This window comes from Pseudolabrys sp. FHR47, assembly GCF_005153485.1.
GTDB lineage: Bacteria > Pseudomonadota > Alphaproteobacteria > Rhizobiales > Xanthobacteraceae > Pseudolabrys.
The window spans coordinates 2,701,690-2,727,680 of the sequence record NZ_CP039740.1; the positions used below are offsets into that span (position 1 = coordinate 2,701,690).

Annotated in this window: 18 protein-coding genes; 7 read left to right on the forward strand and 11 right to left on the reverse strand. The window is 64.6% G+C overall.

Annotation, left to right across the window (positions count from 1 at the left end; all coding sequences use genetic code 11):
- Positions 1–90 precede the first annotated feature (90 nt).
- Entirely contained in the window at positions 91–1,248 is a 1,158-nt protein-coding gene (locus E8Q40_RS13320) for a cysteine desulfurase family protein (RefSeq protein ID WP_137045012.1), read from the reverse strand.
- A 258-nt stretch (positions 1,249–1,506) separates the two neighbouring features.
- Between E8Q40_RS13320 and E8Q40_RS13325 the strand changes: the two genes are divergently transcribed.
- A complete protein-coding gene (locus E8Q40_RS13325) occupies positions 1,507–2,169 on the forward strand; it encodes an alpha/beta hydrolase (RefSeq protein WP_137045013.1) in 663 nt (220 codons plus the stop codon).
- A 64-nt stretch (positions 2,170–2,233) separates the two neighbouring features.
- Here the strand turns inward: E8Q40_RS13325 and E8Q40_RS13330 are convergent, their stop codons facing one another.
- Positions 2,234–2,461, reverse strand: a complete 228-nt coding sequence (locus tag E8Q40_RS13330; RefSeq protein WP_137045014.1) for a DUF1127 domain-containing protein — start codon at positions 2,459–2,461, stop codon at positions 2,234–2,236.
- Positions 2,462–2,474: 13 nt separating this feature from the next.
- Entirely contained in the window at positions 2,475–3,551 is a 1,077-nt protein-coding gene (locus E8Q40_RS13335; protein WP_246662834.1) for an acetylserotonin O-methyltransferase, read from the reverse strand.
- Positions 3,552–3,771: 220 nt separating this feature from the next.
- On the opposite strand from E8Q40_RS13335, the gene E8Q40_RS13340 reads away from it, so the two are divergent.
- Positions 3,772–4,701, forward strand: a complete 930-nt coding sequence (locus E8Q40_RS13340) for a LysR family transcriptional regulator (protein ID WP_137045015.1) — start codon at positions 3,772–3,774, stop codon at positions 4,699–4,701.
- On the opposite strand, the gene E8Q40_RS13345 is transcribed toward E8Q40_RS13340, so the two are convergent.
- Positions 4,685–5,767 carry an anhydro-N-acetylmuramic acid kinase gene (locus E8Q40_RS13345; protein WP_137045016.1) on the reverse strand — a complete coding sequence of 361 codons (1,083 nt, stop codon included), beginning with the start codon at positions 5,765–5,767 and terminating at the stop codon, positions 4,685–4,687. The two genes, E8Q40_RS13340 and E8Q40_RS13345, sit on opposite strands and share 17 nt — an antisense overlap.
- Before the next feature lie 111 nt (positions 5,768–5,878).
- Between E8Q40_RS13345 and tyrS the strand changes: the two genes are divergently transcribed.
- Positions 5,879–7,147: a tyrosine--tRNA ligase gene (gene tyrS / locus E8Q40_RS13350; protein ID WP_137045017.1), complete on the forward strand. Its 1,269-nt coding sequence runs from the start codon at positions 5,879–5,881 to the stop codon at positions 7,145–7,147.
- 109 nt (positions 7,148–7,256) lie between these two features.
- Here the strand turns inward: tyrS and E8Q40_RS13355 are convergent, their stop codons facing one another.
- Positions 7,257–10,934 (reverse strand): hypothetical protein, encoded by a 3,678-nt coding sequence (locus E8Q40_RS13355; protein WP_137045018.1) that lies wholly within the window; start codon positions 10,932–10,934, stop codon positions 7,257–7,259.
- Between the two features lie 349 nt (positions 10,935–11,283).
- On the opposite strand from E8Q40_RS13355, the gene E8Q40_RS13360 reads away from it, so the two are divergent.
- Together E8Q40_RS13360 and E8Q40_RS13365 are read left to right on the forward strand one after the other, a co-directional pair.
- Entirely contained in the window at positions 11,284–11,694 is a 411-nt protein-coding gene (locus E8Q40_RS13360) for a peroxiredoxin (protein WP_370455188.1), read from the forward strand.
- Between the two features lie 123 nt (positions 11,695–11,817).
- Positions 11,818–13,179: a M23 family metallopeptidase gene (locus E8Q40_RS13365; RefSeq protein ID WP_137045020.1), complete on the forward strand. Its 1,362-nt coding sequence runs from the start codon at positions 11,818–11,820 to the stop codon at positions 13,177–13,179.
- 3 nt (positions 13,180–13,182) lie between these two features.
- Here E8Q40_RS13365 and E8Q40_RS13370 read toward each other — a convergent pair whose 3' ends face one another.
- The 4 genes from E8Q40_RS13370 to E8Q40_RS13385 form a co-directional block, all read right to left on the reverse strand.
- Positions 13,183–13,422 (reverse strand): hypothetical protein, encoded by a 240-nt coding sequence (locus tag E8Q40_RS13370; protein ID WP_137045021.1) that lies wholly within the window; start codon positions 13,420–13,422, stop codon positions 13,183–13,185.
- A 191-nt stretch (positions 13,423–13,613) separates the two neighbouring features.
- Positions 13,614–14,195: a TMEM175 family protein gene (locus E8Q40_RS13375; protein ID WP_137045022.1), complete on the reverse strand. Its 582-nt coding sequence runs from the start codon at positions 14,193–14,195 to the stop codon at positions 13,614–13,616.
- A 74-nt stretch (positions 14,196–14,269) separates the two neighbouring features.
- Positions 14,270–15,401 (reverse strand): peptide chain release factor 2 gene (gene prfB / locus E8Q40_RS13380; RefSeq protein WP_137045023.1). Its coding sequence is split into 2 segments (ribosomal slippage): positions 14,270–15,331 and positions 15,333–15,401, totalling 1,131 coding nucleotides; the frame shifts between segments, so codons are not numbered across the junction.
- 149 nt (positions 15,402–15,550) lie between these two features.
- Positions 15,551–16,759 (reverse strand): glycerophosphodiester phosphodiesterase family protein, encoded by a 1,209-nt coding sequence (locus E8Q40_RS13385; protein ID WP_137045024.1) that lies wholly within the window; start codon positions 16,757–16,759, stop codon positions 15,551–15,553.
- Between the two features lie 80 nt (positions 16,760–16,839).
- On the opposite strand from E8Q40_RS13385, the gene E8Q40_RS13390 reads away from it, so the two are divergent.
- Positions 16,840–18,255, forward strand: a complete 1,416-nt coding sequence (locus E8Q40_RS13390) for a hypothetical protein (protein WP_137045025.1) — start codon at positions 16,840–16,842, stop codon at positions 18,253–18,255.
- A 110-nt stretch (positions 18,256–18,365) separates the two neighbouring features.
- On the opposite strand, the gene E8Q40_RS13395 is transcribed toward E8Q40_RS13390, so the two are convergent.
- Together E8Q40_RS13395 and E8Q40_RS13400 are read right to left on the reverse strand one after the other, a co-directional pair.
- Positions 18,366–20,840: a penicillin-binding protein 1A gene (locus tag E8Q40_RS13395; protein ID WP_137045026.1), complete on the reverse strand. Its 2,475-nt coding sequence runs from the start codon at positions 20,838–20,840 to the stop codon at positions 18,366–18,368.
- 172 nt (positions 20,841–21,012) lie between these two features.
- The gene (locus E8Q40_RS13400; RefSeq protein ID WP_137045027.1) at positions 21,013–22,095 is read right to left on the reverse strand and encodes an N-acetylmuramoyl-L-alanine amidase; all 1,083 of its coding nucleotides are present in this window, start codon (positions 22,093–22,095) and stop codon (positions 21,013–21,015) included.
- Between the two features lie 832 nt (positions 22,096–22,927).
- Between E8Q40_RS13400 and E8Q40_RS13405 the strand changes: the two genes are divergently transcribed.
- Positions 22,928–25,933, forward strand: coding sequence for a ribonuclease E/G (locus E8Q40_RS13405; protein WP_137045028.1), 3,006 nt, complete (start codon positions 22,928–22,930; stop codon positions 25,931–25,933).
- Positions 25,934–25,991: the final 58 nt, after the last annotated feature.

The window sequence follows — 25,991 nt, forward strand, 5'->3', positions numbered from 1 at the left end:
TCCGCTCACGGTTTCAAGGACCGCGGGTTGGATCAGTCGGTTATGGTCGGTTCGCGTTTTTCGTCGCGATCGTTCCTGTTTGAATTCGGTTCAGGCCGCTTGCGCGTGCCTCTTAAGTAGTGACGCAGCCACCTTTTTCCAAGCATTTAGAAGGCTTTCGACCTCGGCTTCGGTCGTGCTCCAGCCGAGCGACACGCGGATCGCGCCGGCCGCCAGCGCCGGTGCCACGCCCATCGCGGCGAGCACGTGGGAAGCACCCACCTTGCCCGACGAGCAGGCGGAACCGGACGAGACCGCTATCCCGTTGAGATCGAAGGCGATCAGCGCCGTTTCAGCCTTCAGGCCGGGAACCGCGACAAGAGACGTGTTCGGCAAGCGCGGCACTCCAGCGCCGAAAATCACAGTCCCTAGGACCTCGTCCTTGAGCCGCGCCTCGAACATGTCGCGCAGGCCGGCCATGCGCGTGGCGGCCGTCTCCCGGCTGCGCGCGGCCGCTTCCGCCGCCGCGCCAAACCCGGCAATCGCGGCCACGTTCTCGGTGCCGGCGCGGAAACCGCGCTCCTGCCCGCCACCCTTGATCAACGCCGCCGCCGGCTGCACGCCGCGCATGATCAGCGTGCCGGCACCCTGCGGGCCGCCGATTTTGTGCGACGACACCGTCAGCATGTCGGCCGCGAGCGCAGCCATATCGCAGGCAATGCGCCCCGCCGTCTGCGCTGCATCGACATGCAGAACACCGCCAGCCTCGTGAACGATCCCGCTAATCTCCGCGATCGGCTGGATCACACCGGTTTCGTTGTTGGCATGCATGACCGACACCAGCGGACGCTCGGCATGGACCAATGCTGCACGCAGGGCCGCAAGATCGACGATGCCGTCGGCGGTCACCGGGAGGCGCTGGACCTGATCGGCCGCAAACCGGCCGCCGCTGAGCACGGAGGCATGCTCAACGGCCGATACGAACAGACGGCCGCAAGTGAAGGGCTTGCCCAGAACAACCAGGTCCGGCGTCAAAGCCAGCATGTTGGCTTCCGTGGCGCCGCTAGTGAAAATGACGTTCTTGGCTTCCGCACCGACCAGCGCCGCGACTTGGCTGCGAGCCTTCTCCACCAGCGCGCGGGCGCCACGCCCCTCGGAATGCACAGAAGCCGCTGCGCCGGGCACGTCCAGCGCAGCCACCATGGCCGTGCGGGCCTCATCCCGCAGCGGCGCGGTCGCATTCCAGTCAAAATAAGCGCGCGCGCTCATGGAACCTTCGAGTATCGTGTTACCGGTCCGGCCAACGGCCCGGCCGCTAGGCCTCGCAAAAAGCTTGCTTTTTGCCCCGGCGCCTGTGGTAGAAGCCGGCGGCAACCAAGGCCACTTATAGCCATTGTTGCGGCGCTGACCAGCGGAATTCATATAATTAGAACAATTCCAAACTGGCCTTGTTCGATCACCAGCGACGCAGAAAATCACGACGCCGCAAGGCCTTGTACCGCGGCTTTGAATTAGAGGTTGACCATCATGCCCGAGGTCATTTTCACCGGCCCGGCCGGCCGTATCGAAGGCCGGTATCACCCGGCAAGGCAGAAGAACGCGCCGATCGCCATCATCCTGCACCCGCACCCGCAGTTCGGGGGCACGATGAACCACCAGATCATCTATCAGCTCTATTATGCCTTCGTGCACCGCGGCTTTTCGGCGCTGCGCTTCAACTTCCGTGGCGTCGGGCGCTCGCAGGGCTCGTTTGACCACGGCACCGGCGAACTGTCCGACGCGGCCGCCGCGCTCGACTGGGCGCAAACCATCAACCCGGAAGCCAAGAGCTGCTGGATCGCCGGCTTCTCGTTCGGCGCCTGGATCGGCATGCAGCTTCTGATGCGCCGCCCGGAAATCGAGGGCTTCATCTCGATCTGCCCGCCGGCCAACCTCTATGACTTCTCGTTCCTGGCACCCTGCCCGTCCTCGGGACTGATCATCCATGGCGACAAGGACGCGGTGGTGCCGGCCAAGGACGTCAACACCTTGGTCGAGAAGCTCAAGACCCAGAAGGGCATCGTCATCGAGCAGAAGGTCGTGCCCGGCGCCAACCACTTCTTCGACGGCAAGGTCGACACCCTGCTCGGCTCGGTCGAGCAGTATCTCGACAAGCGCCTCAAGGCCCCCGAGCGCAAGCCGGCGGCTTAAGACGTATACCAGCGCAACAGTTCAAAGGCCCGGCCGCCATGCGACCGGGCCTTTTTCGTTCGCCTCACTCGTCTTCGCGCGCCGACTGCTCAGCGATGTAGTCGAGTTGGCAGCGCGACAGCGCCAGATCGCGCAAGGTTTCGTCCGACATCATGCCGAGTTCATCGCGCGCCGCGGCGACGCGCAGCCGATGCCGCAGCCAGCGCAACAGCCGTATGGCGACGTTGCCGGCTTTCGTCTCTACGTCCGGGGCAAATACACCAACTTTGTAGTTCCACAGGGACAGGCTCATGATCGTCCCCCGCTCAGCGCTTGAAGCCGATGATCGCACCGTTGGCGCCCGGTCCGTCGAAACGCACCGTTTCGATGTCGACAAATCCGGCGTCGCGCAGCCATGCGGCGTATTCCGCCGGCGTGTAGTTGCGGCCTTCGGTTTCGATCAGCATGTTGAGACTCATCAAGGCGGCGGGCGCCGGCCCACTCTTGTCGTCATCGACCAGCAACTCGCTGATCACCACCGCGCCACCGGCCGGAAGCGCGTGATACGACTTGCTCAGCAGGGCCCGGTTCTTGGCCTCATCCCAGTCATGCATGATCATCGAGAACAGGTGCACGTCATGACCGGCCGGAAATTCGCAGAAGAAGCTGCCGCCGATCGTATCGATACGATCCGACAGACCAGCCTCGGCGATCTTGCCGGCCGCAATGTCGGCGACGTGCGGCAGGTCGAACACGGAGGCTCGAAGCCCCGGATAGTCGCGGCAAAGTTCGATGTCGAAAGCGCCTGAGCCGCCGCCGATGTCGAGCAAACGCTTGTACGGGGAAAAGTCGAACGCCTGCCCCAACGCGCGCGCCGTCATGGTCGACAGCGAATGCATCGCCTCCCAGAACAGAGCCAGCATCTTCGGATCCTCGCCGTCGAACAGCGAGGCCTGCACATCCGGATTCCACGTGGTGGGGCGATTGCTGCGCAGGGCTTCGGTCAGCTTGCCCCACCCGGCATAGAGCCGCTTGTCGGCCATCTCGATCCAGCCGCCGAAATAATGCGGCTTGCCGGGGACCAGATAGGCTTCGCTGGCCGGCGTATTACGAAAGCGACCGCCGGCCGTCTCGAGCAGGCCGAGCGAGGCGCAGCCGGTCAGCAGCATCTCGGCCGGCCGTCGGTCTATGCCGAGCGCAACGGCCAGTTCATCGGCCGTTGTCGTTCCGGTGCGCGACAGATGCGCGAACAGGCCGAGTTCGTGCCCGGCGGCGAGCGTCTTGAAGGCCCAGAAACCGGTCGACAATTGCATCAGCGGCAATGGCGACGGCATGGCGTCGCCTTGCGGCGCGGCGGAATTGACCAGTTGCAGCTTGGCGGCAGCGGCGTGGTTCTTGATCACGGTGTCCTCTCCTTTTGTGTTCGTTGTCGCGACGTGCGCGTTTCAGCGCGCAGGCCGTCGTTCCGGCCGGCAGAAGCCGGCTCGGCAAGGTCGCGATGTTTCGTCTGATGCGGCCGCCTGTTTCGACACGGCGGCCGGATGCGCGGGTTAATAGGCGCGCAAATAAACAGCTTCAATCGGCACTATTGCCAGACCGTTCTGCATTTTTGCAGAATGACGCATGTTCGATTGGGGTGATCTTCGCTTCGTGCTCGCGGTGGCCCGCGCCGGTTCGGCCCTGGGGGCAGCGCGTGCGCTCAAGGTCAACCAGACCACCGTCACCCGCCGCATCGCGCAACTGGAAGAAGACCTCGGCGCCGAATTGTTCGAAACGCGGCAAAGCGGCCAGACGTTGACCCCACTCGGCGAACTCGTCGTCGCCGGCGCCGAAAAAGTCGAAGCCGAAGTGCGTGCGTTGCAGAGCGCGGTCGACGCACGGCTGCGCGCGGTGTCAGGCGCCGTTCGCTTTACATCGCCGGATGTCTACGCCGACCTCATCGTCGCGCCGTTCCTGCGCAGCTTTAACCGGCAATACCCCGAAGTCACCGTCGAAGTCCTTGCCGATGATCGTCAACTCGACATTGCCAAGGGCGAAGCCGATGTCGCTGTGCGCGCCAATGCCCGGCCTGAAGGCGGCGGCATCGTCGGACAGCGCCTGCCGGATGTCGCCTGGGCGCCCTATTGCAGCCGCGCCTATGCCGACGACCATGGCTTACCGGCGAGCGTTGCCGATCTCAACCGCCACGCCGTGATCCTGGTCGACAACAGGGTCTCCCGCGCCGTGCAATTCCGCTGGCTTCCGGAGGTCGCCCGCGACGCCAAGATCAGCGCGCGCAGCAACAGCTTGACCAATTCGCTGTCGGCGGTGAGAGCCGGCCTCGGCATCGGCATGTTGCCCTGCTTCGTCGGCGATAGTGAAGCGGACCTCGTGCGCTGCCTGCCGCCAAGCCGCGAACTCGATAACGAAGTTTGGATGATCGTCCGCGAGAACGTCCGAAGCGCGCCGCATGTGCGCGCTTTCGTCGATGCGCTGTCGGCACATCTGGCCACGCTACGGCCGGTATTGATGGGCCGCGAAGCTTCGCCCTCGGCGCCTAAGGCCGCGCGATGATACCCCCCGCCATCGCATGCGGCGCGCCGGTGGTCCGCGGGAACGTGATCGGCAAGCCGCCCAGCGTTCGCATGGCAAGGTAAGCGAAAGCCTGGGCCTCGATCGACTGCGACGACCAGCCGGCGGCATCGGCGGTTTCGACCGTGGCGGGCGCGAGGCGCTCGCTGAGCATCCTCATCAAAGTCGGATTGCGCGCGCCGCCACCAGCGACGATCCACGCTTTCGGCGTGGCCGGCAGACGCGGCACGACGCGCGCGACCGAGGCCGCCGTGAGTGCCGACAAGGTCGCCGCGCCATCGGCCACCGACATCTCCGGCAGTCCGATATTGGCGAGCGCGAAGTCGTTGCGGTCGAGAGATTTCGGGCACGGCAAATCGAAGAACGGATGCGCGAGCACGCGGGCAATGAAAGCCTCATCGACCTTGCCGCGCGCGGCCTGATCGCCATCGCGGTCGAGCGGCGCACCGGTTCTGGCGCGCATGAAATCGTCGATCAGCGCATTGCCCGGCCCGGTGTCGCAGGCCACGGGATCGCCGCCGTCGACCCAGGTGACGTTGGCGACGCCGCCGATGTTCAGCACCGCGATGGGATGCGGTCGCTCGATGCTGCGCGCCAGCGCCTGATGGAAGATCGGCACCAGAGGCGCGCCCTGCCCGCCAGCAGCGACGTCGGCGGCGCGGAAATCGTAGGCGACCGTCAGGCGGAGGTGTTTGGCCAGCGCTACGCCGTCGCCGATCTGGACGGTGAGCCGGTCGCCCGGCCGGTGCAGCACGGTCTGGCCGTGGAAGCCGACGATGGTGACCTTGTCGCGGACGATACCTTCGGCCTGGAGCAAGGCTTCCACGGCCTCCGCATGGGCACGCGTGATGAAGGCTTCCGCATCGGCCAGCACGCCCGGCCGCGACGTCCGTTCGGTCAGCGCCTTGGCGTCCGAAAGGGCCTGGCGCAGCAAAGCTCTTTCGTCATCCGAGTACGGGCGGTAGCCGGTCGGGCCGAAGCTCAAAATGCGCTCGCCGTCGCTCTCGATGGCGGCAACATCGACGCCGTCGAGCGACGTCCCGCTCATCAGGCCGATCGCAAGCCCGTCTTTTCCGCTTTTCGACAACCCCAACCCCGTCAGTTGAATCCAGCGCCGGACCTGTTACACCACGCCCCGCAGAGCGCAAGCAGGCCCCCAATGAGCACCTATAAGTCTGATTTCCTTAATATTCTCAGCGAACGTGGCTTCATCCACCAGGTCTCCGACACCGCCGGCCTCGACGCGTTGGCGGCGAAGTCCGGGGTCGTCGCCTATGTCGGGTATGACTGCACGGCCGCCTCGCTCCACGTCGGGCACCTTCTGTCGATCATGATGCTGCATTGGCTCCAGGCGACCGGCAACAAGCCGATCGCGCTGATGGGCGGCGGCACCACCCGGGTCGGCGATCCGTCGGGCCGCGACGAGACGCGCAAACTGTTGAGCTACGAGCAGATCGACGCCAACAAGGCCTCGATCCGCACCACCTTCGACAAGTTCATCACGTTCGGTTCCGGCAAGTCCGACGCCATCATGGCGGACAATGCCGAATGGCTGACGAAGCTCAATTACATCGAGATGCTGCGCGAGGTTGGACGGCATTTCTCGATCAACCGCATGCTGACGATGGATTCGGTCAAGCTGCGGCTCGATCGTGACCAGGAACTGTCCTTCATCGAATTCAACTACATGATCCTCCAGTCCTACGACTTCGTCGAACTGGCGCGGCGCTACGGCTGCAATCTGCAGATGGGCGGCTCGGATCAGTGGGGCAATATCGTCAACGGCATCGATCTCGGCCGGCGCATGGGCACGCATCAGCTCTATGCCCTGACCTGTCCGCTGCTCACCACCGCCTCCGGCGCCAAGATGGGCAAGACCGCGGCCGGTGCGGTGTGGCTCAATGCCGATCTGCTCGCGCCCTACGGCTACTGGCAATTCTGGCGCAACACCGAAGACGGCGACGTCACGCGCTTCCTCAAGCTGTTTACCACCATGCCGATGAGCGAGATCGCGCGCCTTGGTAAATTGCAGGGCAACGAGATCAACGAAGCCAAGAAGATCCTCGCCACCGAAGCGACCGCACTGATGCACGGCCGCGCGGCCGCGGAGGAAGCCGCCGAGACCGCACGCAAGACTTTCGAGGAAGGCGCCTTTGCCGAGAGTCTGCCGACCGTACGAATGCGGGAAGATATCCAGAAGATGTTCTACGAACAGGATGGTATTCCCACGCTTATCGCCGCGCAATTTGTGGGATTCGCACGCTCCACGAGCGAGGCGCGTCGTCTTATCGAAGGACGAGGGCTAAGAATCAACGATGAGACAGTCGAAAGCATACTCATGTTGATCAAGCCGTCAGACTTGACGTCCGACGGCGTCATCAAGCTCTCGTTCGGCAAGAAGAAGCATGTGCTGCTGAAGCCGGTGTGAGCTGGCCCCAAACTCCGCTCATGCCCGCGCAGGCCGGCATCCAGATCGAAGCGTTGTTTTGGGACGAAAGACTGGACCCCGCCTTCGCGGGGGTGAGCGGGTTGTTTGCCTACTGCGGCGCCGGCATGAATTTCGGATCGAACGTCCCTGGCGAGGGGATGAACTTCCGCAGCAGCCCCGGCGCGATGGCGCTCACCGGGTTGACGCTGATGCGCGGCGCACCGGGCGCGCCGGTTGCCTCGTAAGTAATACCGAGCAGGCCCTCGTTGCTGCCGCCCAGGAACAGGCCGACAATCGGAATCTGCCCCAATCCGAAGATGTTGTTGAGGCCGTAGAGCGGCACGAAAGTGCCGCGCAGATGCATCTCGCTGCGGGCAAAGTCCACCTGTCCTTCCACCGTGGCGCCGACCAGCGGCCCGCGGACGACGCCGTCGCGCACGGACATGCGTCCCGGCGTCTTGGTAAAGCCGGCGCTCCCTTCGGCAAAGCCCACGCCCTGCGGACCGCTGGCGCCGCTGGTGGCCACGATGCGGTCGAGCGCAGGCTCGCCGCGCACGACGAAGTCCCGTACGACAATGGTGCCGACCTGCGGCGTCTGCTCCTGCGTCGGCGGGTCCATGGCGATCCACATGCGACCGCCGAAGATGCGCGGATAGGTGTCGGTGAAGCGGAACAGCGCGCCGGCGTCGTCGGTCTCGAGATAGACGACACGATGATTGTCGCGCGCACGCAGCCGTAGGTCTCCGATCAGCGGCGTGTCGCGTCCGATCTTGGCATTGAGATTAAAGGTCCGGATCTGCCCGCCTCGTCGCGACAGTTTCAAATCGAGGCCGCGCAAAGTCTCGCCATTGTGTCCCGCCACCGCGCCGATGCGGATATCGAGATCGAGGTCCATCTGCTTGCCCTTGGGGCCTTCGTCGGCGCCGGCCAGCGATGATTTGACGAAGTTGCGGCCGTCATAAACGTCGCCGCGCATCAGCACCTTGAGTGCACCATTCTCGCCGCGGTCGGCCTTGACCGAAAGTTTGTCGCCATCCGACAGCGCGAAGGTCGGGAAATTAGCCAACTGAAGATTGCCGTTGTTGTCGAGCTCGACCGTTCCTTTGACGCTGGCCCCGGCGCCTTCGATGCTCAGGTCCTCGAAGCGTGTCCGATTGGCGCTTTTGATCATCGTATAGGTCGCGCGCGCCGTCTTGCCGGCCGGCTTCATCCAGCCGGGCAAGAGATTTTCGATCTTCACCGGCGTGAGATCGGCCTCGATGTTCAGGCGCTCGTCCTTGACGTTATCGCCAACCGCGCCTGTGGCCTTGACAGGGATCGTGCCGGCGACCGAAGCGCCGAAATCGAAGCCGAGACGCCGGCGCGCCGCCTCGTCGATCGAGGCCGTCATGACGAGCTGCGCCGCATCGTCGCCCTTGCCGCGACGCAGGTCGATCTTCGCGGCGGTTCCGTTGATCTTGACGTCGCCCTTGATCGAATAGCCGTTGCTCGAGGCGTTCACCTTGAGCGTCTGGGCTTCGATCTTTTGGCCGAGCAGCAATTTGTCGGCGGCGAAGTTCTGCAGATCGGCATCGACCGTGTAGCTGGTTGCACCCGGCGGAATCTCCTTGGCGAGCGGCAGCTTGATCGTCACCTGCGCCGACATGGTGCCACGGCTGGTCGCCGGATCGATGGTCAGCCCCATCTTGTCGCGCAGGCCTTCGGACGCCAGCAGCGCCGCAGCCGCCGGCACCGTGCCGTCGACGCGGAAGGTTGTGATCGACGGTGCCGGCTTGAGATGCGTGTTCGGGATCGAGAACACGCCGCTCGCGACATTGAGCTTGCGGCCGCCGACCTCGACCGTGCCACGGCCGAGATTGATGGTGGCGGTACCCCCCGTAACCCTTACGCTGAGATCGGCGTCGCGAATTTCCGGAAGATCGTCCACAGGGCGCAGCGTGGTGGCGCTGGTTTCGATATCGACAGACAGCCCGTCCTCGGGCGTCGGCGGGCCGCCATCCTTGAAATTGCTCATCGGCGCATTGCCGGCGACGACGACGCGCTCGACGATGCCGTTGCTGATATGGCCGGCGACCCATTCGCGCACCTCGCGCGCGGCAAAAACGGGCCACAACTTCATCATGATCGGCATCGGCATGCGCGTGCCAGCGACACCGAAAGCGATATGTGGCTCGCCGGAAAAATCGAGGCTGCCGGTCACCGCCACCGCGACATTGAAAAGCGGCCGGTTGTCGACACGACTGATATCGCCCTGGTCGAGATCGATGCGCTTCTTCGCCGTATCGATGCGAGCCCGGATGTTCACGCGATTGAGTGCGAGGCCGTCATTGGCCTTCGGACTTGAAGCACCGAGAATGACCGGATCGATCACCGCATCGCCGCGTGTCACCTCGAGCCGCCAGACCGGGTCGCCGGACGCTGGCGGCTCCAGAGTCGCGCGCAGCGTGAACTGGTTGGCCCCGGCATTGACCTGGAACGGCACGATGAGATTGCCGCGCCGCGCATCCCAGTTGAAACGCGCATCAATGCGGTCGATGTCGTAGCGGATGGTCTCCTTGCCGTGATCGATCAGCGTGCCGGGGTCCGTGAATATCTCGCCTTGCACCACGTTGGGCATGCCGTCGGCGCCGACCTCGGCGCGCACCGAAGCGGAGATCGGCAGGTCGACCTCCAACCCGCTGGTGTCGAGACGGGCGGCGAGCAGAAGGTCCCGTGTCGACACCTTGCGTGCTTCAAGGCCAAGCGCGCGAATGCCATCGGCTAGCGGACGCATGGCGGCGCTGATGATCCAGGGCCGCTCGGGGTTCACCGATTCAAGACGGAAGACGACGCCACCCTGCTCCGGCCGCGTCAGGCTGGCATTGATGCGGTCGAAGGTCAGGCGTTTGCCGGTGCGACGGTCGTCGACCAGCAGGCTGCCGTTCTTGAGACCGACCTCGCGCAATTCGTGGCCGTCGAGACCGCGGGCACCGACATTGTCGATCCAGGTCATGATGCCGGCGAGATCGGCAAATGCCGTGCGCGGCGCTTCGATGGCCGTGCCGGGATCGGCGGGTGCAGCGTCCGACTTGAGTTGTTCGACCGGCTTCACAGTCGGCGGCGCCGTCGCGATCGGCCGGTTCTCGCCACCGGCGAACACGGTAATCCGGCCGTCGGTCTCGATACGGATCGACATCGCCGCTTCGACGAGATTGAGACTCTGCGCGCGCACACGGCCATAGAGCAGCCCGAGGCCCGACAGGCCGACCTCGGCTTTCGGCGCACTGGCCACGACGACGCCCTCGGCGTTCCGCACCTCGATATCGCGCAATCGCAGCGACGTCCGTCCCTTCTCGTCGCGTTCGATCTGCGTGCCACCGACCGATACTTGGTCGCCCGCGCCAAAATTCTCTTCGATCGCCTGCTTCAGCCACGGCGTGGCGATGTCGAGTTCGATCGGCCCGGAATTGAGCCGCCACCAGAGGCCGGCCGCAGCGACCATGATCACCGCGGTCGCCAGCGTCAGGCTCCAAAACAGGCGGCGGAACGTGCGATGGCGCAGCACGCGGACGACGCCGCGGCGCAGACGGCTCCAGCGCCGGCGGGCGCTTCGCTTGGTCCTGTGCGTGCTCGCCGTCGCGTCGTCCTTGGCCGGCTTCACGTGGCCGAGATCGCGACCGTAGCGGTGTCTTTGCGCATGATCCTTGTGACCATGGTGCGCATGATCCTGACGCGCACGAGCGTCCGCATCATGCGGTTCGGCCTCGTGCGCGGCCCGCGGGCCGGGATGATGCGGCTTGGTGCTCATGCCCTCATGAAATATCTTTGCCAACGCGTCCGCAGGTCGACTCAGGCCGCGCGCCCCTGCCACGGCGGTACCATCCTAAGGAACCGGCGGCCACAGGGCACGCACCGTCCTTTCCCCAAGCGCGGCGGCCGTTGCGGCTGCCTCACGCAAATGGCATGGCGAGAATGACCGCGCGAAAGCGACGAAAGGAAGGCACATGCCTGCGAAAAAGCCCGGTAAATCGACCACTAAAAAAGCCGTCAAAGCCACTGTGAAAAAGTCCGCAAGCAAAAGCGTTCCAAAGTCTCAACGGCTATCCCCGGGCGACAAGGCCCCCGCCTTCAAGCTCCTCCGCGACGACGGTAGTGCGGTGGCACTGTCCGACTTCAAAGGCCGCAACCTGGTCCTATATTTCTATCCCAGGGCCGACACGCCGGGCTGCACCCAGGAGGCCATGGACTTCTCCCGGCTGCGAAGCGCTTTCGCCAAGGCCGATACCGAGATTCTCGGCGTCTCTGCCGACCCGGTCGCGGCGCAGGCCAAGTTCAAGGGCAAGCACAAGCTCACCGTCGCGCTCGGCTCGGATGAATCGAAGGCGATGCTGTCGGCCTACGGGGCCTGGGGCGAGAAGTCGCTGTACGGGCGCAAATTCCTCGGCGTCATCCGCAGCACGTTCCTGATCGACGGCAAAGGGCGCATCGCCCAGGTCTGGCCGTCTGTTAAGGTCGCGGGCCATGCCGAGGAGGTGCTGGCCGCGGCGCGCGCTTTGGTCGCGCCATAAGGGTATGAGGTCACGGCAGAAATCGCTCCGTAACTCACGGTTTTTACGGAATTCTTAACCATGACAGGCTGATATCGGGACACGGTCCCGGCCCACGCGGCGGCGGCCTCGCGTGGAGCGTTTATGTCGCAAGTCGCCTATTCCCAGTACGACCACCCCGGCCACGCCCGGCCCCCGTCGGCGGAATCCGTCTCGAGGCATTTGCACCGCGCGCACGCGACCAACAAGCCACATGCTCACGACTACACGCTGCAGCATCATGGCCGGCAGGTCCGCATCGGTCCGGTGGCGTTCTGGATCGTGGTCGGCACCCTGGTCATCATGGGCGTGTGGTCGATCGCGACCGGCACCTATTTCGCTTTCCGCGACGACGTCCTCACCGGCCTGATCGGGCGACAGGCCTCGATGCAGTTCGCCTACGAGGACCGCATCGCCGAACTGCGCAGCCAGATCGACCGCATCACCAGCCGGCAGTTGCTCGACCAGGAGCAATTCGATCAGAAGATTCAGGCCCTGCTCCGCCGCCAGCAGCTGCTCGAGCAGCGCACCGCCGCTATCGCCGGCGACGTCGTCACCACCGGCTCCATCAAGCCGGCGCGCGTGCCTGAACTGCGGAGCGCGCCAAGGCCCGTGAAGCCATCGCCCATCAGCGACACGGTGATCTTCACCGCCCCGCCCGACCGCGAGGCCCGCCTGCAATCGCGCGAAGGCAACGACGGCAATACCCGCCTTGCCGATGCCGCCGGCTCCGCCGGTGTGGACGGCATGCTCGCCCGCGTGTCGTTGTCGCTCGACCGCATCGACCGCAAGCAGACCGCCACCCTCACCGACATGGAAGAGAAGGCCGACAGCAAGGCGCGGCAGATCGGCGGCGTGCTCGCCGATCTCGGCATCAGCGTGCCGAAGGTTTCGCCGGCGCCGCCGAGCGCGACCGGCGGCCCCTACATTCCCCTGAAAGCGCCTAAGGGCGACACCAGCGCCTTTGCCCGCCAGCTTTACCGTATCAACGTCGCCAATGCCCAGATCGACCGCTACATGCGCACCCTCACCAATGTGCCGGTGCGCAAGCCGGTGGTCGGATCGATGGATATGAGCTCGCCATTCGGCTCGCGCATGGACCCCTTCCTGAGAGGCCCGGCAATCCACAGCGGCATCGACTTGCGCGGCGACACCGGCGATCCGGTGCGCGCGACGGCGAGCGGCACGGTCGTTACGGCGAGCTGGCAAGGCGGCTACGGCAACATGGTCGAGATCGACCACGGCAATGGCCTCTCCACCCGATACGGCCATATGTCGAAGATCGACGTGAAGGTCGGCCAGCATGTCGCCATTGGTCAGCAGGTCGGCCGTATCGGCTCGACCGGCCGCTCGACTGGCCCGCACCTGCACTATGAGACGCGCATCAACGACAAGGCGGTCGACCCGCAGAAGTTCCTGCGTGCGGGCCTGCGCCTTGGTTCAAGCGTGCTCGGCGCGAATATCTGACGCTTAGTTGATCCTGATCACGCGGACCTGTTCGCCCGATTGCGCGCCGGTGCAGTTGAGATAGGGCCACGTGCCGTCGCAGGCTTTCGTCGAAGCCTCGATCGGGGTGGCGACAGCGCTGAGGACCAGGCGGTCGCCCGGGGTCGTTACGGCGGTGAAGATGCCGGCAATGACGGCGGCGGTGATTACGGCATGCGTGACTTTGAAGGCAGTCCCGCTGGAGGATTGGGTCACGTTGAACACGACACTCTCCTGTTATCTGACGGCCGCCGCTTGTTTATATTGGCGACCTTGATTTATTGTCAGAATAAGCAGGCGATCGCGCTTAAGCTGTGTTAGCCATCACGCTTTCACCGTTGGCGTACAAACGCCCAACGGCTTGAAAAAGTTTCATATTTTTAAACAAGGAGGTAACGGGCGGCGTCCCCCGCCCCCTATTCCCCGCGACCGCGCCAGCGCGACAGCGGCACCGCGAGAAAGTTCAGGAAATAGGCGTACATCGCATGCCGCGGCTCGATGAAGGAAAGTGCCACCGATAGCAGTGCCGAGGCGATGAACACCGCGGTGCCGATATTGTCGGCCCGCGCGCGGGCACGATGCTCGGGCACGACTTCGAGCGCGCGCAACCGCAACGACACCGCTGCGGCCGCGATCATGTTGGCGGCATAGAGCCAGACGGCGGGCGGCAGGTCGCCATGCCGGCCGACAACGCCGCTCGAGAACGGCACCGAGGTAATGAAAAACAGGTAGACGATCGACCAGCTTACGGCCTCCTGCGACACCTCCTCGACGCGCCGCAGCCCGATCTCGACACGCCACTGCGCGGCAAGCACGAAGAAGCTGATGATGTAGACCAGATATTCGGGAACGAGAGCCTGCAGCCGCGCCAGCAGTTCCGCGCTGTCTTTGACCACGGCATCCGGCGGCAGCCGAATTTCGAGCACGAGCAGCGTCATCGCGAAGGCGAAAATGCCGTCGGTCAAGGCATCAATGCGGGCCTTGGGAAACGTCTTCATCAACGTTCTCGCGGCGGCGGCCCGTCAGTCGGCGCGGCAGGCGCCAACTGCGAATCGTCCAGTCCGCGTCGAGTTTACTCCACGTCCTCGACGTTGAGCGGCCCGCCGCCGAAGGCTTTCTGCGCCAGCGCAGCCTGCATGAAGGGGTCAAGGTCGCCGTCGAGCACGCCCGAAGAGTCGGAGGTCGACACACCGGTGCGCAGGTCCTTCACCATCTGATAGGGCTGCAACACGTAGGAGCGTATCTGGTGGCCCCAGCCGATATCGGTCTTGGCGTCCTGCTCGGCTTCGGCGACCGCCTCGCGCTTCTTCACCTCGCGCTCGAACAGCTTGGCGCGCAGCATGTCCCAGGCCATGGCGCGGTTGCGGTGCTGCGAGCGGTCCTGCTGGCACTTCACCACGATGCCTGATGGCTCGTGCGTCAGGCGCACCGCCGACTCCGTCTTGTTGACGTGCTGGCCGCCCGCGCCACCCGAACGCATCACGTCGGTGCGCACATCCTTCTCGTTGATCTCGATCTTGATGTTGTCATCAACCACCGGATAGACGACGACGCTGGCGAACGAGGTGTGCCGCCGCGCATTGGCGTCGAAGGGCGAGATGCGCACCAGACGGTGCACGCCGTTCTCGCTCTTGAGCCAGCCATAGGCGTTGTGGCCCTTGATCTGCACGGTCGCCGACTTGATGCCGGCGCCCTCGCCTTCGCTCTCTTCCAGCCAGTCGACCTTGTAGCCCTTCTTCTCGGCCCAGCGCACATACATGCGCAGCAGCATGCCGGCCCAGTCGTTGCTCTCGGTGCCGCCGGCGCCGGCATGGACTTCGAGATAGCAATCATTGGCGTCGGCCTCGCCGGACAGCAAGGCTTCAAGCTCGCGCCGCGCCACCTCACCCTTGAGGCCCTTGAGAGCCACCTCGGCGTCGGCCACGGTCGCACTATCGCCCTCGGCGTCGCCGAGTTCGATGAGCATCAGATTGTCCTCGAGGTCCTGCTCGATGCGGGCCAGCGCCTTGAGCCGGTCTTCCAGCGCATCGCGCTCGCGCATGGCCTTCTGGGCCTTGATCGGGTCGTTCCAGAGATTGGGGTCTTCGGCCGCCTTGTTCAGTTCGGCCAGACGTCGTGTCGCGGCATCGACGTCAAAGATGCCTCCTCAGCAGCCCGACCGACTGCTTGATCTCATCGACGAGATTCTGTGTTTCCGCGCGCATTTCCGCCGTCTCTTCAAGGGATTGGCCGCCCCGCCAAGGCGCGAAGCGGCTCGTTCCGTATGTAGGACGGGGGTTTAGCGGCGCAATGGCCCCGGCGCAACCCACCCGGCGCACGAAGCGCCCAGTGCCCGGTGGGCGGCGTCGGCCAGCTACTTCAGGCCCATGCAGTTGGCGTAGAAGGTCACGGTCGCCGGCCAGTCGGAGAAAATGCCGACAACGCCGACGTCGCGGGCGAGCACGTCGAGCAATTCGTAGATCACGCCGTCGTTGTTCACGATGGAGTTGATCGACTTGTAATAGTAGCCGCCGCCCTTCTGCAGCGGCCCGGAGCGCTCCAGCGACCAGGTGATGATCTTCAACCCCGCCGCCTTCGCTTCCTTCGCGTAAACCGACGGCGCGATCTTTCCGTTCTCAACGGTGACCAGAAGCGGCATCGACGGCGCGATATAATTCACGCCCATCGCCTTCAATTCCTTCATCGAGGGCTTAAAGGTGGCCGCGTTCATGGGATCGAACGCCTTGTCGGTCTCGTCGCGGTCGTCGAGGAACACCGCCTGCTTGCCGAACTCCGGCTCGGCTTTGATCCAGTACAGCACGTCGGCGAGCCGGAATGACTGCGGGAAAACGTCGGAGGCCGACACGCCGGCCGCCTTGTATTCGTCGATCATCGCCTGCGCGTATTGCTCCTGCGTCCAGCCTTCGTAAGGCATGGCAACGGAGGGCGTCTTCAGTTCGGGGGTGAACTTCACACCCATCTTCTTGCCCATGGCGATGTATTCGGCATGAGTCATCAGCGTGCCGCCCGCCGCCGCATACAAATCCGTGCGCCAGCGCGGCGTGCCGTTCATATATCCGGCGACCGTGGTCGCCTTGGCATCGGCGGCGTCCATTTTGCCGGTCAGCGTCTTGAACTCGGCGAGCGTGATGTCGCTGGTGCGGCATTCCGCCGAGGCCGGCTTGTCGCCTTCGGCCGGCGTGAACGGTTTGGTGCATTTCGCGGCGAGAGGGGTCGCGAGAATATTGGTCGTGGTGTGCAGGTCGTTCTGCGCGTGACGGCAGACGAGCTTCTTGTCCTTGGTGAAGGCGACGTCGCATTCCTGGATGCCCGCGCCCATACGGTGCGCCGCGGCGTAGGACTCCGCCGTATGCTCGGCGAACTGCAACGGCGCACCGCGATGCGCGATCGAGAACAGCTTGCGCTCCTGCGGCCTGTCGAGACAGGCCTCAAGCTTCGCCTTCAGCTCCGGATCGCGGATTTGACCAATGAGGAACTGCGGCCGCACGCCAACCTCGACCGGCGCGGCGGCGGCAAAGCCTGAAAGCACACCGGCCAGGATGAGAACCGACAGAAACCGCATAGCCAATCCTCCTGATCGTTGGCCCGCAGGATGACGGGCCAAAGGACTTGCCGAAACTAGCGACGGCGGAATACTCCTTTATGACATTCGCCGGACGCGTCCGATTGACGCTACTCGCCAGACAGGTCGCGCCCTTGCCGCTCAACATGCTGTTCAGGAAGGTGTTGATTGCCGGCTTCATGGCGATCGGCCTCGTCCTTCTCTTGCAACCCTTGTTCGTGGGCATCCTGGTCGCCGCCCGCAGCCAGGCCGACCTGCCGGCGATCCGCGCCCACATCGTCAAGGCCTTCGCTGATGGCTATGTGTCAGTCGACGAGAAGCCGACGCGCTTCATGCATGGCGGCGGCCACCAGTTCACCGAATGCGCCGGGCTCCTCGTCGCGATCGACCCCGAGCCCGATCCGCTAGTGGCCGCGCTGCATCCGGTCATGCATTCGCGCTATGTCGGCCCCTGCGGCGAAGTCGAAAGCCTGGCCAAGGGCGTCGAGACCGCCGCGCGCACCGACTATGCGCGCTACTGGCACGGCTATCGTGTCTATCTGTGGCCGATGCTGAGCCTGTTCAGCCTCGAAACCGTGCGCGTGATCAACCTCGTCCTGCTCTATGCCGCGACGGCGTTCTATTTCTTCGGCATGCGCCGCGCGCTGGGGGCGACGCCCGCGCTTGTCTTTTTCATCGTGCAGATGAGCCTCACCGACATCTGGCGTATGTGGAACATCACCACGCATACGCTGAGTACCATCGTCATCCTCGCCGGCACCGCCCTGTTCGCTTCCATCTATCCGCGGACGCGCAACCTCACGCTCGCCATCGTCATGGCGGCGGCATTCGGTGCCGTGTTCAACTTTATCGACTTCCTGATCAACCCGCCGCTGATGCCGATGCTGCTCGCGTTCATTGTCATGGCGGCTGAATTGCGGCGCCCGGTGCCGGTGGAGAAGCGCAATGTCGTTCCGGCGCTCCTGATGGCCGGCTTTGTCGCACTCGCCTGGTTCGGCGGCTATGGGCTGACCTGGGCGAGCGAATGGCTCCTCGCCGTGTGGATGTCGCCGGACGGCCAGAAGGCCGGACTGTCGATCATCAAGCAGATTACGCTGCGCCTCTACGGCGTCGAAGCGGACTCGGTGGTGCCGATGTATCCGCTGGTCCCGACGCTGACCATGATCTTGCAGTCATTCATCTCGGTCGGCAGCGTCATTGTCGCAGTGCTGGCCGCCGCGATGGCGATCTTCCTGCGCACGCACTGGCAAGCTTTCGACTGGCGGCGCTTCCTGCTGTTGAGTTCACCGACTTTGATCGCCATGGCGTGGTTCGAGGCGCTCAACAATCACACCCAGACGCACTCGCACTTCACCTATCGCAGCGAAAGCGCCGCCATCGCCATTGTCTTTGCCGCCGCGCTCCTGGCGACCGACGCGCAAGCAACGCTGCGCTCGCTGCTCGGTGACTTGTGGCACACCATAAGCAAACGGCCGGCGCAAGCGCCGGTCGCGTGACGCTCGCAAAGCGTCATCGCCCGCGAAAGCGGGCGATCCAGTAGCCATCATGTTTTCAGATAGTGCTGGATGCCCCGCTTTCGCGGAGCATGACAGAGAGACAAGCGCTGCTAATACAACCCGCCGGTGCCCGAGCGCACGGCGCGGCCGGATTCCGGCGAGATGCGCTGGCCGAAGAACGGTGCGCCGCCGCTTTGCTGTCCGTCATAGCCGACCGTCGAATAGCCGTCCGGCGGCGCGGTGCCAGGCTTGAAGGCTTCGAGGATCGCCTTCGTCGTTTCGGGGCCGGCGCGCACGCCGGTCTTGGCATCGACGCGGATCAGCTTGATGCCCGGCGGCACGCGGAACGGCGCGCCCGGCTTATCGGCGAGCGCGTATTTCATGAAGTCCTTGACCACCGGCGCGGCGAGCTTGCCGCCGGTCTCGCCGCGGCCAAGCGAGCGCGGCTTGTCGAAGCCGAAATAGACGCCAACCGTGACATCGGTGGTGAAGCCGACGAACCAGGCATCCTTGTAGTCATTGGTGGTGCCGGTCTTGCCGGCCACCGGCTTGCCGACTTCCTTCTGGAAACCGACGCCGCCGGCCGTGCCGCGCAGCACGACGCCTTCCATGATCGAGGTGATCTGATAGGCGGTCATCGGGTCGATGACCTGCTGGCGCCGATCGATCAGCGACGGCTCCGGCTGGTTCTCCCACTTCGCCGCCGAGCAACCGATGCACTCGCGCTCGTCGTGACGATAGACGGTGTGCCCATAGCGATCCTGAATGCGGTCGATCAAAGTCGGCTTCACCTTGCGGCCACCATTGTCGATCATCGAATAGGCCGTGACCATCCGCAGCAGCGTGGTTTCGCCGGCACCGAGCGAGAACGACAGATAAGGCGGCAGGCTGTCATAGACGCCGAAGCGCCGCGCATATTCGGCGATCAACGGCATGCCCACGTCCTGCGACAGACGAACCGTCATGACGTTGCGCGAATGCTCGATGCCGAAGCGCAAGGTCGAGGGACCGAAGAAGTTGTTCTCGTAGTTCTCCGGCTTCCACACGCCGAGGCCCGGGCCCTGGTCGAGTTCGATCGGCGCGTCGAGTATCACCGACGACGGCGTATAGCCGTTGTCCAGCGCGGCGGCGTAAACGAGCGGCTTGAATGACGACCCTGGCTGGCGCAACGCTTGCGTCGCGCGGTTGAACTGACTCTGGTCGTAGGAGAAGCCGCCGACCATGGCGAGCACGCGGCCGGTCTGCGGGTCCTGCACCACGATGCCGCCCGAGACTTCCGGCACCTGACGCAGACGGAACTGGCCGTCTTTCTTGGCGTCGGTCTCGACATAGATCACGTCGCCGGGGTTGAGCACCTGGCTGACTTTGGTCGGCGCCTTGCCGGACACCCTCGCCCATTTCATGTTCTCGAGCGGCAGAATGCCGATGTCACGCGCGCGATCGATGCGGCCGGCTGGATCGCGGCCTGGCTGCAGGCCGACGCGCGCCGACTGGTCGCTGACCTCAAGCACCACGGCGGCGCGCCACGGCGCGACGTCGTTCAGCGTCTTCACATCGGCGAGCTTGGTGCCCCAGTCGCCCGAGATATCGATCGTGGCGAAGGCACCGCGATAGCCGTGGGCTTCGTCGTATTTAACGAGACCGTCGGTCAGCGCCTTGCGCGCAATCACCTGCATCTTGGGATCGAGCGTGGTGCGCACCGAAAGGCCGCCTTCGTACAGCTTCTTTTCGCCGTAGCGCTCGTAGAGTTCGCGGCGCACCTCTTCGGCGAAGTATTCGGCCGAGAACGTGTGCGCGACGCTGCTCTTGGTCGTGACGCCGAGCGAGGTTTTCTTCGCCGTTTCGGCGTCGGCGCTCTTGATGAAGCCCGCCTCCGCCATGCGGTCGATCACCCAGTTGCGCCGCTCGAGCGCGCGCTCGCGCTGGCGGAACGGGTGATAGTTGTTCGGTGCCTTCGGCAGCGCGGCGAGATAGGCGGCCTCCTGGACGTTGAGTTCGCTCACGCTCTTGTCGAAATAGACGAGCGAGGCAGCGGCGATGCCATAGGCACCCAGGCCGAGATAGATCTCGTTGAGATAGAGTTCGAGGATCTTGTCCTTCGAGTAGGTGCGCTCGATCTTGAGCGCGAGCAGCGCTTCCTTGATCTTGCGTGTCATCGACACTTCGTTGGTCAGCAGGAAGTTCTTGGCGACCTGCTGCGTGATGGTCGAAGCGCCCTGCGGGCGGCGGTTCGAGCCCAGATTCTGGACGTAGTTGACGCCGGCACGCGCGATGCCGGTGAAGTCGAGGCCACCGTGCTCGTAGAAGTTCTTGTCTTCGGCGGCGAGGAAAGCGCTGATGACGAGCTTCGGCACCGCCTGGATCGGGAGATAGAGCCGGCGCTCGCGCGCATATTCGCCCACCAGCGAACCGTCGGCGGCATGAACGCGCGTCATCACCGGCGGCTCGTAGTCGCGCAACTGCGAATAGTCCGGCAGATCCTTGGAATAGTGCCACAGCAGGCCCGAAACCGCGGCCACGCCGACGACGAACACAATGGTGCCCGCTGCGAACAGGAAGCCGAGGAAGCGCAGAAGGAATCTCATGTGCGAGTGACGCAACGGCCGCCCTTGGCGGCGCTGTCCCTAAAGGTCGTGGACATTGAGGTCGCAGACAAGGCGGTCGAGGCGGTCAAGTCCATGGCAGGACTGCAACTTTGCCCGGTTTTATGTTGAAACTGAGGCCGATTTCGAGCGCAAACACTCCGATTTGGCGTCATCAGTTGGCTCCTGCCTGCCCGCGCGCCAGGCGCGGCCCGAAGAAGGAGTCGACCGCCTGGGCCACTGCACCGGCAGTCTTGGTCTGCCAGACATCCGACGTCATCATCTTGAGATCGCCCTTGGTCGACATGTAACCGAGCTCGATCAGCACCGAAGGTACATCCGGTGCCGTCAGTACCTTGAACCCCGCCGACTTCAACGGATGCTTGTGCAGCCGCGCCGAGGTCTTGAGTTCACCGACCACGCCCCTCGCAAACTTCGTTGAGTAGGTTTTGGTTTCGCGCTGCGCGAGGTCGAACAGGATATTGGCGACGTCGTCCGGCTCGATCGTCAGGTCGACGCCGGCAATGGCGTCGGCCTTGTTCTCGGCTTCGGCCAGCCGCGCCGCTTCGGCATCAGACGCGGTCTCGGACAAGGTGTAGACGGTCGCGCCCTCGGCCTGTCCTTCGCCCTTCGGCAGGCTGTCGGCGTGAATCGAGATGAACAGCGCCGCGCCATTCGAACGGCTGAACTTCACCCGATCGCTCAGTGCGATGAATGTATCGTCCGTGCGCGTCATAGCGACCCGGTATTTGCCGGTCTTCTCCAGCTTGCCACGCAGGATCTGGGCGAACTGCAGCACGACGTCCTTTTCCAGTTCGCCGCTTTGGGCCCGCGCCCCGTTATCGATGCCGCCATGGCCGGGATCGAGCACGATCAGCGGCCGGGCGTCGTTATCGGCTTTGGCCGGCGGTTCCGGCGGTTTGGCGGTCGTCCGCCGCTCCGGACCGTTGTCGAGCGTGAGCGCGCGCATGAAACTGGCGCGGTCCGTGGCGGCAAGGTCGATGACCAAACGCGCCGGCTCGCCGGCATCGGCATCCAGGACGAAGGCCTTCTCCACCTTCACCGGCCCGGCGGTATCGAGCACCACGCGGGAGCCGCCCTGCATGATGAGGCCGTAACGGAACGCCTTGACCAGCCCCCGGCTCTGCTCGCCGATCTTGTCCGGCAGACGGAAGGCGACCTGGGGCATGTCGACGACCACCCGGTACGGGTTGGCGAGCGCAAAGGCCGCCACGTCGATCTTTTGGCTCAGGTCCATGATGAAGCGGGTCTTCTGACCATCGCCCCCGACCCGGACGGCGGTCACGGCCGGAAGCTGGCCGGATTGGGCCAAAACAGGCGCAGAACCGACCCAGCCGCCCGCCAGGGCGGCAATAAACGCCAAAATTGCGGTTTTGCGACGTGCCACCGAATCCAGTCCCTCTGGAGGCGCGTTTTACCCCATTAGCCGCTGCGCCGGTTAATGGAAGTTGACGATCCGGCTGTTTTTGGCGGCATTCACCGCCAAAGTGTGACGTTTGCGCCGCGGCGGGCCAACCCCTTGCTTGCCAACGGCAGATTCCAGCCGTACATAGCTAGTGCTGACGGTTTAGTTCCGGTTGTGCCGCGTTCGGGCATCCCGGCCCGCCAGTCCAGATCGGTCCCCCCAAGGAGGCAGGCCGAACGGACGGCGAAGCGAGCCGAAACCCTTGGTACCAGGATCCTCCGAGATTCTTGGTGCAAGGACACCCGGAACAGCGATTGGCCCGTATTGGCCACCCGCGCTCCAGCCGGTCAGCGATGAGAAATCTCGGCAGCGCCCGTTTTTGGCGTCGCCGCAAGCGCTACGGGTCGCAATTTTATGCTGCCAAGGTCGCAGCAAAAGCCATTCGAGGTCCCCCGCTTTCGCGAATCCATCGTGACAGCATGCTTCTGCACGGGCCTCAGCCAGCTTCGGGACCTTGGCTTGTTCCGGCGTGAAAACGCGCCCCACCCTTCAAACCCCCATCAGGCACCCTCCCCGTTTCGTCGATCCGTTCATCGGGTCGCGTCCCGGCTCGCGCCATCGTTGCGCGAACCGGCGGGCCGGACGGCCTCAGTGAGATATTCCAATGCCCGACAAAATGTTGATCGACGCGACCCACCCGGAAGAAACGCGGGTGGTCGTGCTGCGTGGCAATCGCGTCGAGGAATTCGACTTCGAGTCCGCTAACCGCAAGCAGCTCCGCGGTAACATCTACCTCGCCAAGGTCACACGGGTCGAACCGTCGCTGCAGGCGGCGTTCGTCGATTACGGCGGCAACCGGCACGGCTTCCTCGCCTTCGCCGAAATCCATCCCGACTACTATCAGATCCCGGTGGCCGACCGGCAGGCCCTGCTCGCCCAGGAAGAGCAGGATGCCCGCCAGGCCGAAGCCGAACATGAAAGCCGTAGCAGCCGTGGCGGCCGTCGCAACCGACACCGCCGCTCGGATCGCTCCCGCGACGCCAGCCGCACCGAGGCGGTTGCCGACACGACCGAGACGCCGAACGAGGCCGCGGCAGAAACGGCGGGCGAGGTTCTAGGCGAAGCAGCGCTGGGCGGCGTCACGCCACCTGAAGCCGGGCACACCGAATTTCCGCTGTCCGATGCCACTGCCCCGGCCGAGGTTGAAGCATCGGCCGAGACGCCGGCCGAAGCCGAGCATCCGCTGACGACATCGGAGGAAATCGACCTGCCGCCGCTGCCGCAGGCCCATATCGAAACCGCACCGGCTGAAGCCGAGGCGGCCGACACGGCCGGCGTCATGGAGCCGGAAGGCGGCGAGGACCATGCCGAGACCGGCGATGAAACCCTCATGCCGGATGCCCAGTCGATCGTTGCCGACGAGAACAATGGCGATGAGAACGACGTCGACAACGGCATTGGCGACGATAACGGCAATGGCGAGGATCACCACGACGACGAGGTCGAGCCGGTCGAATCCGTCGGCGGCGCCGACGCACTCGAAGAGGTCGAGGATCGCAAGCCGCGCTTCCGCCGCAACTACAAGATTCAGGAAGTCATCAAGCGCCGCCAGGTGATGCTGGTGCAGGTGGTCAAGGAAGAGCGCGGCAGCAAGGGCGCGGCGCTGACTACCTATCTGTCGCTCGCCGGCCGCTACTCAGTGCTGATGCCGAACACCGCGCGCGGCGGCGGCATTTCGCGAAAGATCACCTCCGGCGAAGATCGCAGCCGGCTCAAGGAAATCGCGCAGGAGCTCGACGTGCCGGAAGGCATGGGCGTGATCCTGCGCACCGCCGGCGCCTCCCGCACCAAGATGGAGGTCAAGCGCGACTTCGAATATCTGCTGCGGCTGTGGGAGACGGTGCGCGACCTGACGCTCAAATCGATGGCCCCCACCCTCGTCTACGAGGAAGGCTCACTGATCAAGCGCTCCATCCGCGACCTCTATTCCAAGGACATCGACGAGGTCATCGTCGCGGGCGAAGCCGGCTACAAGGAAGCGCGCGACTTCATGCGCATGCTGATGCCGACGCATGCCAAGAACGTGAAGCTCTACAACGAGGCCCAGCCGCTGTTCACGCGCTATGGCATCGAGAGCCAGCTCGATGCCATGTTCCAGCCGACCGTGCAGTTGCGCTCCGGCGGCTACATCGTCATCAACCAGACTGAAGCTTTGGTCGCGATCGACGTCAACTCCGGTAGAGCCACGCGCGAGCACCACATCGAAGACACCGCGCTCAAGACCAATTGCGAAGCCGCCGACGAAGTGGCGCGCCAGCTGCGCCTTCGCGATCTTGCCGGCCTCATCGTCATCGACTTCATCGATATGGATGAAGGCCGCAACAACCGCACGGTCGAGCGGCGCATGAAGGAAGCGCTCAAGCACGACCGCGCGCGCATTCAGGTCGGCCGCATCTCGCATTTCGGCCTCCTGGAAATGTCGCGCCAGCGCATCCGCACGTCGGTGCTGGAGTCTTCGACCGAGAAATGCCCCGTCTGCGGCGGCCTCGGTCATGTGCGTTCGGTATCGTCGGTCGCGCTGCAATTGCTGCGTGCCATCGAGGACACGCTGAACAAGGGCGGCACCCATAACCTCACCGTGCGCACACGGTCGGATGTCGCGCTCTATGTACTCAATCACAAGCGCGCCCATTTGCGCGCTCTTGAAGAGCGCTTCCGCATCACCATCACCATCGCGGCCGACGCGACCGTGTCGCCGCAGGTCTCGTACATGGTCGAGCGTGGCGAACAGATGCATAGCGCCGAGCAGGCCAAGGCGATCGCCGCCGCGGCGCCGCCCATGACAATCACGATCGAGGAAGACGATTTCGTCCCGCCGGAGGAACCGGAATACGAGGACGAGACGGTCGCCGGCGCGGCCGACGAAGATGAAGACGAAGGCGCCGAGGACGAAAGCGAAGCCCAGGCCACGGACGACGAGGAAAGCGAACGCGACGGAGGCCGCCGCCGTCGGCGGCGGCGTGGCCGCGGACGCGGTCGCGGCCGTCAGCGCGATGAGTCCCAGCCGCAGCCGCAAAACCTCGGCGAACATGCCGTCGCGCATGAGGATCATGACGCTGGCTCGCCGGAGGAAGAAGGCATCGCCGCCGAACAGGACGGTGAGGAAGCCGCCGCCGAAGGTACCGACCAGAACGGCGAACAGCGCCGCCGTCGCCGTCGCGGCCGCCGCGGCGGCCGCCGTAACCGCCAACGCGGTGACGAAGGCTACCAGGGCAATGGCCGGGAAGCCGGCGAGCAGCCGACAGCGTCCTTCGAACAGGGCGTGCACGAGACCTCGGAAGGCGCGCCGCATCCGGTGCTCAGCGATGAGGATGCCGGTCTGATGGCGCCGCCCTTCCCGCAACCGGCCCAGGTTCACGAAGCAGCTCCGGCACCTGCTCCAAGCGCACTGGGCACACCTGCTGCATCCGAACCGCTGCCGGAAGCGCCGCCGCGCCGCCGCTCGACCATCCGCGAGCCGGCGCCTGTCGGCACGAGCGAGCCGATGACAACCGTTGCACCGAGCGCGCCGGCACCGGCTCCGGTTATTTCGTCGACCGCACCCGACACCTCATCGGAACCGCCGAAGCGCGGCTGGTGGGCCAAGCGACTGCTCGGCGACAAGAGTTAGCCGCAATCGGCAGCCACATCGGGCGCGGCGGAATCGCCGCAGCCCGGCGACGCCGAAG